Origin of the sequence: Devosia yakushimensis, assembly GCF_030159855.1 — a bacterium.
Taxonomy (GTDB): domain Bacteria; phylum Pseudomonadota; class Alphaproteobacteria; order Rhizobiales; family Devosiaceae; genus Devosia; species Devosia yakushimensis.
On record NZ_BSNG01000004.1, the window covers coordinates 60,950 to 77,698 of the forward strand.

16 protein-coding genes are annotated in these 16,749 nt (G+C 60.9%); 4 read left to right on the plus strand and 12 right to left on the minus strand.

Translation table 11 applies throughout. The features are described 5' to 3' along the window. Positions 1–135 precede the first annotated feature (135 nt). Positions 136–948, plus strand: a complete 813-nt coding sequence (locus tag QQL79_RS20820) for an exodeoxyribonuclease III (RefSeq protein ID WP_284394063.1) — start codon at positions 136–138, stop codon at positions 946–948. Here QQL79_RS20820 and QQL79_RS20825 read toward each other — a convergent pair. The 4 genes from QQL79_RS20825 to QQL79_RS20840 all read right to left on the minus strand — a co-directional run bounded on the left by QQL79_RS20825 (position 945) and on the right by QQL79_RS20840 (position 3,774). After that, positions 945–1,631, minus strand: a complete 687-nt coding sequence (locus tag QQL79_RS20825) for a DUF930 domain-containing protein (protein ID WP_284394064.1) — start codon at positions 1,629–1,631, stop codon at positions 945–947. The two genes, QQL79_RS20820 and QQL79_RS20825, sit on opposite strands and share 4 nt — an antisense overlap. A 32-nt stretch (positions 1,632–1,663) precedes the next feature. Then, positions 1,664–2,131 carry a Crp/Fnr family transcriptional regulator gene (locus tag QQL79_RS20830; protein WP_284394065.1) on the minus strand — a complete coding sequence of 156 codons (468 nt, stop codon included), beginning with the start codon at positions 2,129–2,131 and terminating at the stop codon, positions 1,664–1,666. Between the two features lie 108 nt (positions 2,132–2,239). Beyond that, positions 2,240–2,923, minus strand: a complete 684-nt coding sequence (locus tag QQL79_RS20835; protein ID WP_262170938.1) for a response regulator transcription factor — start codon at positions 2,921–2,923, stop codon at positions 2,240–2,242. Between the two features lie 158 nt (positions 2,924–3,081). Further along, positions 3,082–3,774 (minus strand): YggS family pyridoxal phosphate-dependent enzyme, encoded by a 693-nt coding sequence (locus QQL79_RS20840; protein WP_284394066.1) that lies wholly within the window; start codon positions 3,772–3,774, stop codon positions 3,082–3,084. Between the two features lie 130 nt (positions 3,775–3,904). Between QQL79_RS20840 and leuS the strand changes: the two genes are divergently transcribed. From leuS to holA, 3 genes are read left to right on the plus strand one after another with little or no spacing between them, the layout of a single operon-like run. Beyond that, positions 3,905–6,523: a leucine--tRNA ligase gene (gene leuS / locus QQL79_RS20845; protein ID WP_284394502.1), complete on the plus strand. Its 2,619-nt coding sequence runs from the start codon at positions 3,905–3,907 to the stop codon at positions 6,521–6,523. A gap of 28 nt (positions 6,524–6,551) precedes the next feature. Continuing rightward, positions 6,552–7,016: an LPS assembly lipoprotein LptE gene (gene lptE / locus QQL79_RS20850; RefSeq protein ID WP_284394067.1), complete on the plus strand. Its 465-nt coding sequence runs from the start codon at positions 6,552–6,554 to the stop codon at positions 7,014–7,016. Continuing rightward, positions 7,016–8,038, plus strand: a complete 1,023-nt coding sequence (holA, locus tag QQL79_RS20855) for a DNA polymerase III subunit delta (protein ID WP_284394068.1) — start codon at positions 7,016–7,018, stop codon at positions 8,036–8,038. The genes lptE and holA overlap by 1 nt, the downstream gene beginning before the upstream one ends. A gap of 42 nt (positions 8,039–8,080) precedes the next feature. Here holA and QQL79_RS20860 read toward each other — a convergent pair whose 3' ends face one another. The 8 genes from QQL79_RS20860 to hemE all read right to left on the minus strand — a co-directional run bounded on the left by QQL79_RS20860 (position 8,081) and on the right by hemE (position 16,671). After that, positions 8,081–8,956: a ParB/RepB/Spo0J family partition protein gene (locus QQL79_RS20860; RefSeq protein ID WP_284394069.1), complete on the minus strand. Its 876-nt coding sequence runs from the start codon at positions 8,954–8,956 to the stop codon at positions 8,081–8,083. 9 nt (positions 8,957–8,965) lie between these two features. After that, complete coding sequence (locus QQL79_RS20865) at positions 8,966–9,766, minus strand: ParA family protein (RefSeq protein ID WP_284394070.1); 801 nt, start codon at positions 9,764–9,766, stop codon at positions 8,966–8,968. A 22-nt stretch (positions 9,767–9,788) separates the two neighbouring features. Then, the gene (gene rsmG / locus QQL79_RS20870; protein ID WP_284394071.1) at positions 9,789–10,436 is read right to left on the minus strand and encodes a 16S rRNA (guanine(527)-N(7))-methyltransferase RsmG; all 648 of its coding nucleotides are present in this window, start codon (positions 10,434–10,436) and stop codon (positions 9,789–9,791) included. Beyond that, complete coding sequence (gene mnmG, locus QQL79_RS20875) at positions 10,436–12,298, minus strand: tRNA uridine-5-carboxymethylaminomethyl(34) synthesis enzyme MnmG (protein ID WP_284394072.1); 1,863 nt, start codon at positions 12,296–12,298, stop codon at positions 10,436–10,438. The genes rsmG and mnmG overlap by 1 nt, the downstream gene beginning before the upstream one ends. An 81-nt stretch (positions 12,299–12,379) precedes the next feature. Beyond that, entirely contained in the window at positions 12,380–13,675 is a 1,296-nt protein-coding gene (gene mnmE / locus QQL79_RS20880) for a tRNA uridine-5-carboxymethylaminomethyl(34) synthesis GTPase MnmE (RefSeq protein ID WP_284394073.1), read from the minus strand. A gap of 51 nt (positions 13,676–13,726) precedes the next feature. Further along, the gene (gene rho, locus QQL79_RS20885; protein WP_035099144.1) at positions 13,727–14,992 is read right to left on the minus strand and encodes a transcription termination factor Rho; all 1,266 of its coding nucleotides are present in this window, start codon (positions 14,990–14,992) and stop codon (positions 13,727–13,729) included. Positions 14,993–15,177: 185 nt separating this feature from the next. Then, the gene (gene hemJ, locus QQL79_RS20890) at positions 15,178–15,600 is read right to left on the minus strand and encodes a protoporphyrinogen oxidase HemJ (RefSeq protein WP_284394074.1); all 423 of its coding nucleotides are present in this window, start codon (positions 15,598–15,600) and stop codon (positions 15,178–15,180) included. A gap of 36 nt (positions 15,601–15,636) precedes the next feature. Next, a complete protein-coding gene (gene hemE / locus QQL79_RS20895) occupies positions 15,637–16,671 on the minus strand; it encodes a uroporphyrinogen decarboxylase (protein WP_284394075.1) in 1,035 nt (344 codons plus the stop codon). Positions 16,672–16,749 lie beyond the last annotated feature (78 nt).

The window sequence follows — 16,749 nt, forward strand, 5'->3', positions numbered from 1 at the left end:
AACCCGGTCGCAAGGCCGGGTTTTTTGTTGGCTACTGACGGCAAGTGTCAGCAACGAGCGCCCCGCCGCCATTTCCGGCTTGTCCTTGGCGCCCCCCTCCGCGATAAGAAAGCCCGACAATCAAGGGCCACAAGAATGACCGTCGCCGTCGTCACCTGGAACATCAATTCGGTTCGCCTGCGCCTGCCCATGGTACTCGATTTTCTCAAGCAATATCAGCCCGACGTGCTGATGCTGCAGGAAATCAAATGTACCAATGACCAGTTTCCGGCTATGGCCTTTATCGAAGCCGGCTATCCCCATCAGGCGGTGCACGGCCAGAAGGGTTATCACGGCGTCGCCATCGTTTCGAAATTCCCTCTGACCGATATTTCGAGCCGCGTCTTCTGCGAAATCCCCGAATCGCGCCACGTCTCGGCAGTGCTCGATCTGGGCCGCGGGCCGCTGACAGTGCATAATTTCTACATTCCCGCCGGCGGCGACGAGCCTGATCCCGAGATCAACCCCAAGTTCAAGCACAAGCTGGGCTTTCTGAGCGAATTGACCACCTGGTTTGCCGAACCGGGCTTCCAGCGCGGCCATCTGATCGCCGGCGATTTCAATATCGCGCCGCACGAAAACGATGTGTGGAGCCACAAGCAATTGCTCAAGGTGGTGAGCCACACGCCTGTCGAAACCGAAGCCCTCAACGCCATTCTTAATGGCGGCCATGGCTGGACCGACCTAGTGCGCAAGCACGTGCCCTTCGACCAGAAGCTCTATTCCTGGTGGAGCTATCGCAGCGCCGATTGGCAAAATGCCGATAAGGGCCGCCGGCTCGACCATATCTGGGCCACCGCCGATATAGCCGAGCACTGCATCGCTGCCGAAATCGCCAAGCCCTTCCGCGGCTGGACCGATAAACCAAGCGACCACGTGCCGGTCATCGTCCGGTTTGCCGGGGTCTAGTCCAGCCAGTCGTCGTCACTATTGAGAAAGTGCTCTTCCCACTGGCTTTCGGGCACGGGGTCGCCAATGGCATATTCAAACGCCACAACCGCGCTCACATCAGGCGAGACCGCGCAACGATACCGCAGGTGGAACCAGCCTCCCCTGCTGCGAAACGCGCCGCCGTCAGCAGCAAGCGTGTTGCCCTGGACTGAAAGGTCCGCGAAAGCGTAGCCGACCAAAGCGTCGGGCGCCAGGTCGGTCCTGGCCAGATGAAGCTGTTCCAATGCTTCCATGTTGCACAATTGTACGACCTGCTCGCTGCTGGCGAGCAGCGGGAAATTGACCCGTACCTCCGCATTGGCCGGATCAGCGAGAATGCTGGCGGCGTAAAAGTCCGTCGCCCGCACCATGCCGTCTTGCGGTTCGGGCGGAGAAACCGGTGCCGCGGGCGCGATCGGGGATGACAGAACCGGCGCAACGGGCGCGGGCAATGTGGGCGGCGGGGCCATCGCCTGGCTTATGATCTCGACAGCAATAACCCGCATTCTGGGCTGCTCCAGACTACGCGGCACGACGAGCCACGCCACGGCCAGCAATATCGCGCCATGTGCCGCCACCGACAGCGGCAGCGACCAGCGAGTGATCATGAAGGGTTGCACCGGGGCCATGGCACGCGAAGCGTTCGAGATGACCGATGTCATGCCAAGCTATTGGGGCTCTTTGCGGGCGCCTGTTAGCTGTTGTCGCCAGACTTCATGCGAACGGCCACCGGCTCGAGCGCACCCAAATAATTGCCCAGATCGCGCTGCACGCGTTCGACCGCGCGCTGCGCCAGGTCGGGCGATTGCTGCACGAGCTTGAGAAAAGCCTGGCGTGGCACGAACAGCGCCTGGCAATCGGTGACGGCGGTGATGGTGATCGGGCGCGGCTTGGACAGAATCAGCGCCATGGCGGAGACCACACTGCCCGGCTCGGACATCGCATAAGGCTTGCCCGCCGCCGGCCCCTCGGGCTTGGCTCGCAGCGTCCCCGAAATCAGCACGAAGGCGCCAAGCGGCACGTCGCCGGCTTTGTACAGCACGGCATCGGCGTCGAAATAGCGGACGTCGCCGGCAAACGCCAGCATCCGCCTTTGCTCGTCATCGCAAATATCGAAGAATTCGGCCCTGGCCAGAACCTCAGCCGCGTCGTCCCTGATCATAAGCCCCAGTCCAGATGCAAGACTGTCCGCACCTGGAGGAGCGGACAGGTTCATCCTATAAGGCATTTTGCTTCGATTTGTACCCGATTTCCGAATCGGGCGTCCGGCCTAGGGCACGAGGCGATAGCCACCCTCTTCGGTGACCAGCAGCCGGGCATTGGACGGATCGCGCTCGATCTTCTGCCGCAGCCGGTAGATATGGGTTTCGAGCGTATGGGTGGTGACCCGGTTATTATAGCCCCAAACCTCCTTGAGCAGCACGTCGCGCGTAATGGTCTTGGGGCCCTGGCGGTAGAGGAATTTAAGGATGGAGGTTTCCTTGTCGGTCAACCGCACCTTGCCACCATCATTGGCTTCGAGGAGCTTCGCCGATGGCTGGAAGCTATAAGGCCCGATGGTAAAGACCACATCCTCGCTCTGGTCGTGCTGGCGTAGCGCGGCGTTGATTCGCGCCAGCAGCACCGGAAAGCGGAACGGCTTGGTCAGATAGTCATTGGCCCCCGATTCAAGGCCCTGAATCTGGTCGGCATCGCTATCATGCCCGGTCAGCATCAGGATCGGGCTTTTATAGCCTTCGGTCCGCAGCACCTTGACGGCGTCGCGTCCATCCATGTCGGGCAGACCGACATCGAGGATCATCAGATCGATATTGTTTTCCCGCGTGGCCTTGAGCGCGTCATTGGCAGTGCCAGCCTGGAGAATGTCGAACTCATTATGCGTTTCGAGCTGTTCGACCAGGGTCTGCCGCAGATCGGTGTCATCATCCACCAGCAGAATGCGTCGCTTGTTCATTGTTTTCTCCGGGTTTTTGGCGCTTTGCCCGATCAAGGGTCACACTATTGCGACCGGTTTTTGTTCAACCAATCACAACGGCGTTACGTGAGGGCAGGAACGACCGAGGAGCGGTAAAAGTTGCAGTGATCTCCGCCTTTTACAGTTTCGGGCCCGCTCTATTGCGCGTTTGATTTGGGCCGATAGCCGAACAGCGCCGACCCTACCCGGATATGGGTAGCACCCATGGCAATGCCAAGCTCGAAATCCCCGCTCATGCCCATGGAGAGCCCGGTGACGCCGGACAATCGCGCCAGCTCGGCCAGATGGGCGAAATAGGGCCCCGCCGGCACGCCATCAGGCGGGATGCACATCAGCCCGGCAATATCGAGCCCATATTCCCCACGGCAGCGGGCGACAAAAGCGGCGGTCTCCACCGGAGCAATGCCGCTCTTTTGCGCCTCCCCGCCAATATTGACCTGCACGAAGCAAGCCAGCCGCTTGCCGGCCCGCGCCATTTCCTCGGCGAGCACCTTCGCAAGCTTGTCCCGGTCGAGGGTTTCGATGACGTCGAACAGCGCCACGGCCTCACGTGCCTTGTTGGTCTGGAGCGGACCGATGAGGTGCAATTGCACATCGGGATAGGCCCCGCGCAGCGCCGGCCACTTCTCCTTGGCTTCCTGCACCCGGTTTTCCCCAAAGACACGTTGCCCGGCCTTGAGGAACGGCAAGACCTCTGCAGCCGCGAACGTCTTGGACACCGCGACCAGCTCGACCCCTTCGGCCCCAGACCCGAAACGCTTCTGCGCCGCTGCCATGCGGGCCCGGATATCGCCCAGGCTGCGGGCGGCAAGGATATCGCTCTCGTCCATGCTTTTGCCCTGTTCCTGTTGACCTAAGGGGGGTTTTCTGTTGATGGTCCGGTAGCCAAAATCCCCTTACAACGCAAGCAGCGCAGCAATTTTTCGCCGCTTGACCAAAAGCATATTCGAGGACGAAATCGTGAGCGTCGAACGCTACAATCCGCGCGAAGCAGAGCCCCGCTGGCAGCAGGTCTGGGACGATGCCAAGAGCTTCGTGACCAATACTGACGATCCGCGCGAGCCCTATTACGTCCTCGAGATGTTCCCCTATCCGTCCGGCCGTATCCATATGGGCCATGTGCGCAACTATACCCTGGGCGACGTTGTCGCCCGCTTTCAGCGCGCTCAGGGCAAGAATGTGCTCCACCCCATGGGCTGGGACGCATTCGGCCTGCCAGCCGAGAATGCCGCCATGGAGCGCGGGCTCAATCCGGGCACCTGGACGCGCCAGAACATTAGCGCGATGAAGGCCCAGCTCAAATCCATGGGCCTGTCCATCGACTGGACCCGCGAAATTGCGACCTGCGAGCCCGAATATTATTCCCATCAGCAATCGATGTTTATCGACATGCTGGAAGCCGGGCTGATCACCCGCAAGAAATCCAAGGTCAATTGGGACCCGGTGGACATGACGGTCCTCGCCAACGAGCAGGTCATCGATGGCAAGGGCTGGCGCTCCGGCGCCGCCGTCGAGCAGCGCGAGCTGACCCAGTGGTTCTTCAAGATCTCCGACTATGCCGAAGACTTGCTGAGCGCCTTGGACGGCCTGACCGACTGGCCGGAAAAGGTGCGCACCATGCAGCGCAACTGGATCGGCAAGTCCGAGGGGCTGCGCCTGCGGTTCGAGCTGACTGACGGTACCAGGGCCGATGCCACCAGCATCGAAGTCTTCACCACGCGTCCCGACACGATTTTTGGCGCGTCGTTTATTGCCCTATCGCCCGACCATCCGCTCACCACCCTCCTGGCGGTCAATAATGCGGAGCTGAGCGAGTTCGTCGCGGAGTGCCATCGCATGGGCACCGCGACCGAGGCCATCGAAACCGCCGAAAAGCGGGGCTATCGCACCGCCCTCATGGTGAAACACCCCGCGATCGAGGGCGCTACGCTGCCCGTTTATGTCGCCAATTTTGTGCTGATGGACTATGGCACCGGCGCCATTTTCGGCTGCCCGGCACACGATCAGCGCGATCTGGACTTCGCCCGCAAGTATGACCTGCCGGTCAAGCCCGTCGTACTGCCGCCCGGCGGCGACGCCGCGAGCTTTGCCGTCGGCGATATCGCCTATACCGATATGGGCTCGATCTTCAATTCCGGTTTCCTTGACGGCCTCTCCATAGAGGAAGCCAAGAAGGCCGCGGCGACCCATTTTGCCGCCCGCCTGGTCGACGGTGAGCCGCAGGGTCAGGTTGAGGTCAATTACCGGCTGCGCGACTGGGGCCTGTCACGCCAGCGCTATTGGGGAGCCCCCATCCCCATCATTCATTGCGAGGTCTGCGGCACATTGCCTGTGCCCAAAAAGGACCTGCCGGTGGTGTTGCCTGACGATGTGACCTTCGACAAGCCCGGCAATGCACTGGATCATCATCCGACCTGGAAGCATGTGAACTGCCCACAATGCGGCGGCGCGGCGCGGCGCGAAACCGACACCATGGACACCTTCGTCGATTCGTCCTGGTATTTTGCGCGCTTCACTGCCCCACACGCCGATACGCCTACCATCCCGGAAGTGGCCAATCGCTGGCTTCCGGTCGATCAGTATATCGGTGGCATCGAGCACGCGATCCTGCACCTGCTCTATTCGCGCTTCTTCACCCGCGCCATGAAGGCAACGGGGCATCTGGGCCTGGACGAACCCTTCAAGGGCATGTTCACCCAGGGCATGGTGACCCACGAAACCTATAAATCCGAGGACGGCCGCTGGCTCTCGCCCGAAGAGGTCCGGTTTGAAACGGTCGACGGCGAAAGGCGCGCGCTGGAAATCCAGTCCGGCCGCCCTGCCCGTATCGGTCCCATCGAGAAGATTTCGAAATCCAAGCGTAACGGCACTGACCCCGATGACATTCTCAAGGTCTATGGGGCCGATGCCGCGCGCTGGTTCATTCTCTCCGACTCGCCTCCTGAACGCGATGTCGAATGGACCGAAGCCGGCGTCGAAGGCGCCAGCCGCTTCCAGCAGCGCATCTGGCGGCTGGTCGGCGAGACGATCGATATTGCCAAACAGTCTTCTGATATTGTTCGAACTTCCGATGATGATGAAGCCCTGGCGCTGCGAAAATCCGTCCATCGCGCCGTGCATAATGTCGGTGGCGATATCGAAGGGCTTCGCTTCAATCGCGCTGTGGCCCAGATTTACGAGCTGACCAATGCCCTGGTCCGCTCGGCCGGCCTAGTCGCCGTGGCCCCCGCTGCCCGCCTCTCGGCGCTGGAGGAAGGGGTTGCAAGGCTGATCCAGCTGATCGCTCCGATGATGCCGCATCTGGCCGAAACCTGTTGGGAAGCATTGGGCAAGGCGGGCCTCGTGGCTGACGCAGCCTGGCCGGACGTCGATGCCGCCATGCTGGTGGATGACACTGTGACCCTGCCGATCCAGCTCAATGGCAAGCGCCGTGGCGAGATCGTGGTTGCCAAGGGCCTGCCTGCGGCCGAGGTGGAAAAACGCGTCTTGTCACTCGACGAGATTGTCCGCATGTTGGATGGCAAGGCACCCAAAAAGATCGTCATCGTGCCGGACAGGATCGTCAATGTCGTTGTCTAGAGCCCTGCGCCCCATCGCAATTGCCGGCATGCTGACGCTGTCGGCAGCGTTGGGGGCATGCAGCTTTGCCCCGGTTTACTCAAGCGGCTCGCTGGCCAGCCAACCGCTCCTGAACCTGGCTTTTGCCAAGCCCAATTCAAGGCTGGAGCAAGTGGTTTATCAGGAGCTAGCATTGCGTTTCGGTCATTCCGAGGCGCCGACGGCTCCCCTGGCACAGGTTTTTGTCAGCGCGTCGGCCAGCGACAGCGTTTTGTCGCGAACCGCAAATCCGGCAAAACCCATGGAAGTGACGGCTACTGCCACACTCACCATTACCTACCGGGACGACAGCGGCAAACAGCCGATTCGACTGACCCGCTTCGCCACCGCCGGCTACTCGCGCTCGGGTCAGGTTCTGGCCGATAAAGAGGCCGAACGAGAGGCCGCGGAAAGAGCGGCCAAGGCCGCCGCCGAATCGTTGCGCCTGGGCCTGTTGGCAACGCTGAGCCGCTGATGAGCGCGCTCAAAGCGCATGAGGTCGCCCGCTTTCTCGCACGGCCGGATCTGAGCGAGGGCATTTTCCTGGCCTATGGGCCCGATACCGGCCTGGTGCGGGAAACCGCGCAACGCCTGATTCGCGCGCTGACCAATAACGATCCTGAATCGGCAAGTGTGACCGTGCTCGATGGCGCCGAAGTCGATGCCGATCCCTCGATCCTTGCCGTTGAGGCCAAGACCATATCGCTGTTCGGTGGCAAGCGCATCGTGCGGGTGCGCGGCGCGAGCAAGTCCCTGGTCGTGACGCTCACCGAATTGCGGGACGATCCCGGCGGCGCGGCGATCGTGCTCGAGGCCGGTAATCTGACGCCCAAGGATGCTTTGCGAGCGCTGGTGGAAGCAGCAAAGCTCGGCCGCGCCCTGCCCTGTTATCCCGACAATGACGAGACGCTGACGGCGCTGATCCGCGAAACCTTCAATCAGCAGGGCATTCGCGCTGATGGCGATGTCATCGCCACACTACGCGAGATTCTCGGCAATGACCGCGAGATCACCCGGCGTGAGCTGGAAAAACTCTCGCTCTACGCCGCCGCCAGCAAGAGCCTGACGCGCGAAGACGTATTGCTGCTTTGCGCCGATAATGGCGCGCTGGTCATCGACGCCATTCTCGATGCCACAGCAGGCGGACACCCCGAAAAACTGGAACTGGCCCTCAATCGGGCCCTGTCATCGGCGGTTGACCCGCAGCGCCTGCTGGCCATGGCGACGATCCATTTTGGCAATCTGCGGCGGTGGCGCGTCGATGTCGATGCCGGAAAATCACCACGCGCGGTTCTCGATGGCCTGCGGCCAAAGCCACATTTTTCGCGCGTCTCGGCCCTGGAACAGCAATTGCGCCTCTGGACGGACAGTGCTTTGGCCGCGGCTGCAGACCGCATCCTGCAAGCGACCGCCGATAGCCGCCGGCGACCGGCTTTGGCTGAAACCAGCCTGCGCCGCGCCCTGCTCGCCCTCTGCCTGATGGCCGCTTCGCATTAGCATCGAGGTGCACGTTTCACGTGAAACGCAGCTATTACCCGATCAGTTGGGGTAACCCGTGAGACGGGCGCAAATGCCGTCCAGCTGTTCCAGCGTCTTGTAGCGGATTTCGAGCTTCCCGCCTCGCTCGCTATGGGCCAGCGATACCGATAGCCCCAGCGCATCCGACAAGCGCCGCTCCAGCGCCACCGTATCGGCATCCCGGCTGGCAACCGGTTCCGTAGGCTTGCGCTTGCCCGCGACATCCCGTTGCTGGCTGAGCGCCTCGGCCTCCCGCACCGACAGGCCTCCGGAAACGATCTGGCGCGCAAGATCGGCCGGATCATCGGCGGTGATCAATGTACGGGCGTGTCCGGCGGTCAGCGTGCCGCTGGCGACCATGCCGCGCACATCCTCGGGCAGTTTCAGCAGGCGCAGCGTATTGGCGACATGGGACCGGCTTTTCCCGATCACCTGCGCCAGATCCTGCTGCGTATACTCGAACTGCTCGATGAGCTGACCATAACCCTGCGCCTCTTCGAGCGGATTGAGATCGGCGCGCTGAACGTTCTCGATAATCGCGAGTTCCAGAGCTTCCTTGTCACCGACATCCCGCACGATAACCGGGACATCATGCAATCCGGCCTTCTGCGAGGCCCGCCACCGGCGTTCGCCGGCAATCAGCTCGAAAATATTGGGGTCGTCGCTAGGGCGCACCAGCAAGGGCTGCATCACACCCTTTTCGCGAATCGAATTGGTCAGCTCTTCGAGCTGATCAGGATCGAAGGTTCGGCGCGGATTGGCGCGATTGGCGATGATCATCTCCACCGGAAGACGCTTGACGCCACCGGTTTCGGTCACCCTTGCACCTTCGATCGTCGCCATATCGCCGATCAGCGCGGCCAGCCCGCGGCCCAGTCGTGTCGGTTTTTCGTTCATATCGGGCTCCTATGCCGCGTTGAGCTGCCGCTCGCGGCGGATCACTTCGGTCGCCAGCCGCAGATAGGCCTGGCTGCCGGCACATTTCAAATCATAGAGCAAAGCCGGCTTGCCGTAAGACGGCGCCTCCGACAATCGCACATTGCGGGGAATCACCGTGTCATAGACCAGATCGCCCATTTCGCTGCGAACATCCGCCAAGACCTGTTCGGAGAGATTGTTGCGCTTGTCAAACATCGTCATCACCACACCCTGTATCGACAGGCGGGGGTTGAGCGTCGAACGGATTTGTTCAATCGTCTGCAGCAGCTGGCTAAGGCCTTCCAGCGCAAAGAACTCGCATTGCAGCGGCACCAGCACGGCATCGGCCGCAACCAGGGAGTTCACGGTCAGCAGATTGAGCGAGGGCGGGCAATCGATGAGAATGTAACTAACGGGCCGATCATTAATCGTCAGATCGCCCAAATGCTTGAAAGCATTGCGCAATTTAAACGCGCGATCGGCCTGCCCCGCAATGGTCAACTCGACGCCGAGCAAATCCATGGTCGAGGGCACAATGGCGACATTGGGAACGCTGGTCATGATGGCCGATTGCGCGACTGTCGCCTCACCCACCAGCAGATCATAGGATGACACTTCGCGATCGGTGCGGGAAATGCCCAGCCCCGTCGAGGCATTGCCTTGTGGGTCGAGGTCGACGATCAACACGCGCTCACCAATGGCCGCCAGGGCCGTTGCGAGGTTGATCGCCGTCGTGGTTTTGCCCACGCCGCCTTTCTGATTGGCCAGTGTCAGAATTCGGGGCGTCACATCAGCCTCCAGAGTCGTTCCGCTAACGCACTGAAATCCGTCGCAGATTCGTGATCTCAAGGATCACGCCGCCCGGATCGGTGTTACTGGGAACCATTACCACGTCATGATGCCAATGCGCACCCGATTCCGCCAGCTCTTCAACATATTCCCGGCCCTTATGCAGTAAGGCACGGGTTTTGCTGACAAAAAAAGGCTCCATCCATTCGCAGAGCAGCGGCATGGCGGCCAGCGCCCGGGACGTTATGATATCTGGCGCCGGTGTTTCACGTGAATCAATTTCGTCGCTTCGCTGCGCCAGAACGGTCACTGCCAGACCCAATTCCCGCGCCACCGTGCGCAAAAAGCTGGCCTTGCGGCCATTGGGCTCAACCAATAGGAATCGCTGCGGTCCGCCCTTCAGCGCAATGGCCAATGGCAGCGCGGGAAAGCCGCCACCGCTACCGAGATCCATGAAGCTGCTGTCCCCGTCGCGCAATAGCGACAAAAGCTGCAGGCTATCGGCAAAGTGCCGGGTCCAGACCTGATTCAGTGTTTCACGTGAAACAAGATTCTGTACCGCCTGCCACTTGCGAAGAAGCTGAGCATAGGATTCCAGATCGGCAATAACGGCATCCACGGGCCGCACGAAATGCGACGCGTATCGATCAACGGCAGTGGCGTCGTTCATCAGCTCGCCTTGCGCAGTTCGCCGCGGCGAATGACCGATAGCAGCAAGGTGATCGCCGCCGGCGTCATGCCATCCATCGCCTGCGCCTGTGCGATCGTCTGCGGCCTGTGCTGCTGCAACTTCTGGCGGATCTCGATGGAAAGCCCTGGAATGGCGGCATAGTCGAGCCATTCGGGAATATTGCGCTGTTCATCGCGTCGAACGGCAGCAATATCTTCGCGCTGCCGTTCCAGATACACGGCATATTGCGCATCAACGACCAATTGCTCGACTGTCCCGGAATCGAGCGCCGCGATCTCCGGCCATAGTCGGATGACGTCCTCGGGCGCAACGTCTGGATAGGACAGTAGATCGAACGCCGATCGCGCCTTGCCATCCTCATTGACTGCAATCCCGACCTTACGCGCGGCACTTGGCGACGTGCTGAGTGTCTCCAAGAGATGACGACCGCCGCGCAAGGCCGTGGACTTGCGCTCGAAGATGGATTCACGTTGTTCGCCGACCAAACCAATATCGACACCGGACTGCGTCAAGCGTTGATCGGCATTGTCGGCGCGCAGATAAAGCCGGAATTCGGCGCGCGAGGTGAACATGCGATAGGGCTCCGACACACCGCGCGTCACCAGGTCGTCCACCATCACGCCGAGATAGCTTTCCGTGCGCGACAGGGTCAATGCGTCAGCGCCGCGGGCCGCCAGCGCGGCATTGGCACCAGCCAACAAACCCTGCGCACCGGCTTCTTCGTAGCCCGTCGTGCCATTGATCTGACCAGCCAGGTAGAGGCCCGGCTGCTTCTTGACCTCGAGCGTCAGACGCAACTCGCGCGGGTCGACATAGTCATATTCGATGGCATAACCCGGCCGGACGATCCGCACATTTTCGAGGCCCGGCATGGACTTCAAAAACGCTTCCTGCACATCGGCCGGCAGTGAAGTGGACAGGCCATTGGGATAAATCGTGCTGTCATCAAGCCCTTCGGGCTCAAGGAAAATCTGGTGGCTATCGCGATCGGCGAAGCGCACCACCTTGTCCTCGATGGAGGGGCAATAGCGCGGGCCCCGGCTCTGGATGCGGCCGGAATACATGGCCGAGCGATGCAGATTGTCCGAGATGATTTTGTGGGTCTCGGCCGTGGTGCGGGTAATATGGCAACTGACCTGTGGTGTCCTGATCGCCGTGGTCAATGCAGAAAAGGCCTCAGGCGGATTATCGCCGGGCTGCTCTTCCAGAGCCGAAAAGTCGATGGACGTGCCATCAAGCCGCGCCGGCGTACCCGTCTTGAGGCGGCCGAGATTAAGGCCAAGAGCCTCCAGCCGCGTCGATAGACCAAGCACGGGCTTTTCGCCGACCCGGCCGGCAGGGACGGTTTCTTCGCCGCGATGAATCAGGCCGCGCAGGAATGTGCCGGTTGTCAGCACAACAGCCTTGGTGGAAATCTGGCGCCCATCCAACAACACCACGCCGCTGACCAGGCCATCGGTGACGACAATATCGTCGACCTCACCCTCTATGACATCGAGATTGGGTTGAGCTGTGATCGCGGCTTGCATAGCCTGCCGATAGAGCTTGCGATCGGCCTGCGCGCGGGGACCACGGACAGCGGGTCCCTTGCGGCGGTTGAGCACGCGGAACTGGATACCAGCCTGGTCGGCGACACGGCCCATCAGCCCGTCCAACGCATCGATCTCGCGCACCAGATGGCCCTTGCCCAGGCCACCAATAGCGGGATTGCAGCTCATTTCGCCGATGGTCGCAAATTTGTGGGTCACCAGGGCCGTCGGAACACCCAGACGTGCCGAGGCCGCGGCAGCTTCGCAGCCCGCATGACCACCTCCGACAACGATGACTGCATAATCGCGCATGATAACTCTCCGGCGCGCCCTCATAGGCCAATGTTTCACGTGAATCAATTCACGGCACTGCAGGGCCGTGTTTCACGTGAATCATTTGCCGATGCAAAAGCTCATGAATAATCGGTCCAGCACGCGTTCCGCATCGAGCCGGCCAACCAGTCGCTCCAGCGCGAATGAGGCTTGGCGCAGGTTTTCGGCTGCCAGCTCCATGTCGTCCAACCGGGCCGCGGCGGCGTCGAGGGCGGCACTCGCCTCCTGCAATGCCAAGCGATCACGTTCGCGGCTCAGCAGCGTCGGCTCGCCCGTACCCATGGTTTCGCCGATGGCGCGAAGGCGGGCAAAGAGCTCATTTAGGCCAGCCCCCGTCTGCGCGGAGACGGCAATATCAGCCGCGACGTTCGCGTTTCCGAGATCGGACTTGGTCGCTATATGCAACATCGGGACTGACACAAGGGGCGGCACCATGTCGGGCGTGTCAGGTGCCGTTAGCCAGAGCACGATATCGGCAAGCTCGATGGCGTGACGCGCGCGACGCACGCCTTCGGCCTCAGCTTTGCTGTCGGTCTCGCGTAGTCCGGCCAAGTCCAGCAGCACAAAAAGTTGCCCGGCAATATCGAGCGGGACTTCCCGCACATCGCGGGTGGTTCCCGCTTCGTCGGTGACAATGGCAATATCCGAACGCGCCAAGGCGTTGAGCAGGCTAGATTTTCCGGCATTCGGCACGCCGGCCAGCGCCACGCGAATACCCTCGCGGACAATACGACCGTGTTCGATCGAGGCCAGCGCCGTACCAATGCTGGATTTCAGCACGGCGATATCGTCGCCGAATTGCGCCGGCAGACCATCGGCAACATCGCCTTCATCGGAAAAATCCAGCCGAGCCTCGATCTCAGCACGCAGATCAAGCAGGCGATTGCGCCAATCATCAATCTGCCGCGATAGGCCGCCTTCAAACCGGGCCAAAGCTTGGCGCCGCTGGTTTTCCGTTTCGGCCTGCAGTAGATCGCCCAAGCCTTCGATTTCAACGAGGTCGAGCTTGCCATTCTCGAAGGCCCGGCGGGTGAATTCGCCGGCTTCGGCCAGGCGAGCCCCCTGCCCGGTCAGCAATTTGAGGATGGCGCGCACGCCGGCGGGCGAGCCATGCACCTGTAATTCCGCGCAGTCTTCGCCGGTAAAGCTATGGGGCGCAGGAAAGTAGGCGACGAGACCACGATCGAGGACTGAGTCCAGACCAATCGGTCGAAGCACCATGCGACGCGGTTCGGGGACGCTACCAGCCACCTGGGCGAGGATTTGGGGCACGGCGGGACCGGAGAGCCGGATTACGGCCACGCCCGAGGGCGGTGCCCCGGAGGACAACGCCACGATTGTATCGCCTGACCGCATCGGATCAGACGGCAACAGGCGCGGCGAAAGCTCGCAACGCGCCCATATGCTTTAGGTATTCATCGAATCGAAGAAGTCGGAATTCGTCTTGGTCTGGCGGATCTTGTCCATCAGGAATTCCATGGCGTCGATCGTGCCCATCGGGGTCAGGATACGGCGCAGCACATACATCTTCTTGAGGATATCGGGCTCGACCAACAGCTCTTCCTTGCGGGTGCCGGACTTGGTGATATCCAGCGCCGGGAAGACGCGCTTGTCGGCGACCTTACGGTCCAGAATAATTTCCGAGTTACCCGTGCCCTTGAATTCTTCAAAGATCACTTCATCCATGCGCGAACCGGTATCGATCAGCGCGGTCGAAATAATGGTCAGCGAGCCACCATCCTCGATATTGCGGGCGGCGCCGAAAAAGCGCTTGGGGCGCTGCAGGGCATTGGCATCCACACCACCGGTCAGCACCTTGCCCGAGCTTGGCACGACAGTGTTGTAGGCGCGGCCGAGGCGGGTGATGGAATCGAGCAGGATGACCACGTCGCGCTTGTGTTCGACCAGGCGCTTGGCCTTTTCGATCACCATTTCGGCGACCTGGACGTGGCGGCTGGCCGGCTCGTCAAAGGTCGAGGAGATCACTTCGCCGCGCACCGAGCGCTGCATATCGGTCACTTCTTCGGGACGCTCGTCGATGAGCAGCACGATGAGATAGCATTCGGGGTGATTGGTGGCGATTGATTGTGCAATATTCTGCAACAATACCGTCTTACCGGTACGCGGCGGCGCAACAATCAAAGCACGCTGGCCTTTGCCGAGCGGCGCCACCAGATCCAAAATGCGGGCCGAACGATCCTTCAAAGTCGGATCGGGCAGCTCCATACGGAGCCGTTCTTCCGGATAAAGCGGGGTGAGGTTGTCGAAGTTGACCTTGTGGCGAACCGCCTCGGGATCTTCGAAATTGATGGTCGAAACCTTGAGCAGCGCGAAATAGCGCTCGCCTTCCTTGGGAGAGCGAATTTCGCCCTCGACCGTGTCGCCGGTCCGCAGGCCGAAGCGGCGGATCTGGCTAGGGCTGACATAGATATCGTCGGGACCGGGGAGATAATTGGCGTCGGGAGAGCGCAGGAAGCCAAAGCCATCCGGCAGCACTTCGACCACGCCTTCCCCGGTTATGTCGATATCCCGAGCCGCCAGCTCCTTGAGAATGGCAAACATCAATTCCTGTTTGCGCATGGTCGAGGCATTCTCGACCTCGTGTTCTTCGGCGAACACCAGCAATTCGGCCGGAGATTTGGCCTTGAGCTCGCTGAGCTTCATATTCTGCATGTAGCGGATGGACCCTTGAGGGAAATCGAAAAAAGCGTTGAGGCTATTTTGGGAGGGAGGCACCGCGCAGCGACTTGGGAAGTCGGCTTGGATATTCGGGTGCATTGGCAATCATGTAGCGTGATCCCCGCACTATTTCAAGATTGAAACGCGGCGCCCGGATTCGATTCACGTGAAACAGCATTTCAGAACGGCCGCCCGATCACCGCGATGACGATCAGGATCATGAGCACCGTGGGCACTTCATTGATGATGCGGAAATATTTCTGCGGCTTGGTATTGCTGTCCTGGGCGAAGTCGCGCGTGTGCCGGACAAGGATGCCGTGGCAGGCGCTGAGCGCAAGAACCGCGGCCGCCTTGAGATAGGGCCAGCCCGCGCTCCAATCGACCACACCGAACGATAGCATCCAAAGCCCGAAAATCCAGGTCGCGATCATGGCCGGTGTCATGATGCCGCGCAGCAGGCGCCGCTCCATGACCTTGAAGGTTTCCGATTTATCGGAGCCGATTTCAGCAACCGAATGATAGACGAACAAACGCGGCAGATAGAGCATGCCGGCCATCCAGGCGATGACCGAAATCACATGCGCTGCCTTGACCCATTCCATTTTGCGAACTCCTCAACAGTTCAGCTTTTTTGCGCTCTAGCCGTTTTTGACCACATCGACCAACCGCTCGACATGCGTGATCGGGGTTTCCGGCACAATGCCATGGCCGAGATTGAAAATATGCGGCCGGTCGGCAAAGGCGGCAATGATCTGGCGGGCGCGGTCTTCCATCTGCGCACCACCGGCCACCAGCCGCAAGGGATCAAGATTACCCTGCACGGTGAAACCGGCCGGAACGTGCCTCGCCGCAAATTCGAGCGGGGTAGCATAATCGAGCCCCACCGCATTGACCCCCGTCGCCGCGACATAGGCCGCGATATTGCCGGCCGCGCCACGCGGAAAGCCGATGATCGGCGCATTGGGCAGGCGGGCGCGAACGCCTTCGACGATGCGGCGATTGGGTTCAATGACCTGCCGGACAAAGGCCGCGTCATCCAGATTAAGCGCCCAACTCTCGAACAGCTGCACCACATCGGCGCCGGCGGCAAATTGGGCAACCAGGTAATCAATGCTGGTTTGCACCAGAATATCGATCAGGGCGTCAAAGGCTTCCGGGTGCTGCAGCGCAAAGAGCCGCGCGGCTGCCTGATCCGGCGAACCGCGCCCGCCGATCATATAGGTCGCCACCGTCCAGGGAGAGCCGCAGAAGCCGATAAGCGTCTTGTCCGGCGTAAGGCCGGCGCGAACCCGGCGCAACGTCTCGAATACCGGCGCCAGATGGTCCAAGGCCCGATCAGGCTGTAATTGCCCGATTGTCTCGGCCGTCACCGGCTCAAGCAACGGCCCTTCCCCAGCGGCAAACCGCACCGATTGGCCCAGGGCGTCGGGAATGACCAGAATGTCTGAAAACAGAATGGCCGCATCGAGCGGGAACCGGCGCAGCGGCTGCAGCGTCACTTCGGCCGCCAGCTCCGGCGTATAGCAAAGTTCGAGAAAGCCACCGACCTTGGTCCGCAACTCGCGATATTCCGGCAGATAGCGTCCAGCCTGGCGCATGATCCAGATGGGCGGCCGTTCCTGGCGTTCGCCAAGCACCGTTGCCAGCAAGGGTTTATGGGCCACAGCGCTCACTCGATCACCTCTTCCAAAACCTCAAAAGAGAATCTTGAACTTAGTATCTTTATTATCATGGCGGTGTTTTGGATGAAT

Excerpts from the sequence above, each read along its gene's own strand:
- mnmE (WP_284394073.1), bottom strand. The coding sequence starts at position 13,675 with ATGCGGTCAGGCGATACAATCGTGGCGTTGTCCTCCGGGGCACCGCCC.
- QQL79_RS20835 (WP_262170938.1), bottom strand. The coding sequence starts at position 2,923 with ATGAACAAGCGACGCATTCTGCTGGTGGATGATGACACCGATCTGCGG.
- rho (WP_035099144.1), bottom strand. The coding sequence starts at position 14,992 with ATGCAGAATATGAAGCTCAGCGAGCTCAAGGCCAAATCTCCGGCCGAA.
- QQL79_RS20825 (WP_284394064.1), bottom strand. The coding sequence starts at position 1,631 with ATGACATCGGTCATCTCGAACGCTTCGCGTGCCATGGCCCCGGTGCAA.
- QQL79_RS20840 (WP_284394066.1), bottom strand. The coding sequence starts at position 3,774 with ATGGACGAGAGCGATATCCTTGCCGCCCGCAGCCTGGGCGATATCCGG.
- holA (WP_284394068.1), top strand. The coding sequence starts at position 7,016 with ATGAGCGCGCTCAAAGCGCATGAGGTCGCCCGCTTTCTCGCACGGCCG.
- rsmG (WP_284394071.1), bottom strand. The coding sequence starts at position 10,436 with ATGAACGACGCCACTGCCGTTGATCGATACGCGTCGCATTTCGTGCGG.
- QQL79_RS20820 (WP_284394063.1), top strand. The coding sequence starts at position 136 with ATGACCGTCGCCGTCGTCACCTGGAACATCAATTCGGTTCGCCTGCGC.
- QQL79_RS20860 (WP_284394069.1), bottom strand. The coding sequence starts at position 8,956 with ATGAACGAAAAACCGACACGACTGGGCCGCGGGCTGGCCGCGCTGATC.
- lptE (WP_284394067.1), top strand. The coding sequence starts at position 6,552 with ATGCTGACGCTGTCGGCAGCGTTGGGGGCATGCAGCTTTGCCCCGGTT.
- hemJ (WP_284394074.1), bottom strand. The coding sequence starts at position 15,600 with ATGGAATGGGTCAAGGCAGCGCATGTGATTTCGGTCATCGCCTGGATG.
- mnmG (WP_284394072.1), bottom strand. The coding sequence starts at position 12,298 with ATGCGCGATTATGCAGTCATCGTTGTCGGAGGTGGTCATGCGGGCTGC.
- QQL79_RS20830 (WP_284394065.1), bottom strand. The coding sequence starts at position 2,131 with ATGATCAGGGACGACGCGGCTGAGGTTCTGGCCAGGGCCGAATTCTTC.